This is a genomic window from Neisseria sp. P0021.S007 (genome assembly GCF_051956855.1).
Map to the genome: position 1 here is coordinate 1 of NZ_JBQCXA010000932.1, position 565 is coordinate 565.

1 protein-coding gene is annotated in these 565 nt (G+C 50.6%); it reads right to left on the bottom strand.

The genetic code is table 11. The features are described from left to right. Positions 1-511: sulfite exporter TauE/SafE family protein (locus tag ACTHUR_RS16805; RefSeq protein WP_440399820.1), on the bottom strand; the 511-nt coding region annotated here is incomplete at its 3' end. Between the last annotated feature and the right edge of the window lie 54 nt (positions 512-565).

The following is a 565-nucleotide window of genomic DNA, read 5'->3' on the forward strand; positions in this document are numbered from 1 at the left end:
TATACAGCCCGCCCTGCACCGCATTGCCGCTGCCTAAAGCATACAATGAGGCACTGTACACCAAGCCGCAAGGCAGCCAGCCCCACAACATGCCTACGCCGAAACAAGCCGGAACGGATTTAATCGGCAGCAGTCGGTTCAGTATCGGATTCAAACGTTTCCATATCGGTCTGCCTATGCGCTCAATTTGCGTAGCCGCCGTAGAAAGCCCCGCCAGATACAGTCCCAACAGCAACAGCAACACATTCGCCGCAACATACAGGCCGTTTTGCAGCCAGCGCGTATCATCCAAAGAAATACCGATTTGTCCGACTAATCCGACGATCAAACCAATCAATACATAGCTGCTGATGCGTCCCAAATTCAATAGGACAATCAGCCCCAGTCGATTAAGATGCGGCGGAAGCTGCAACGCAAACGCACTACTCAACCCGCCACACATTCCGACACAATGCGTACCGCTGAAAAAGCCGAGTAGAAACAGAGTGAAAAAGGTGATGTCGTAATTCATTATTGGAAAAGCGATGTGTCGATAGAAGTATGATTTATCAGGGGAACGGAGAGC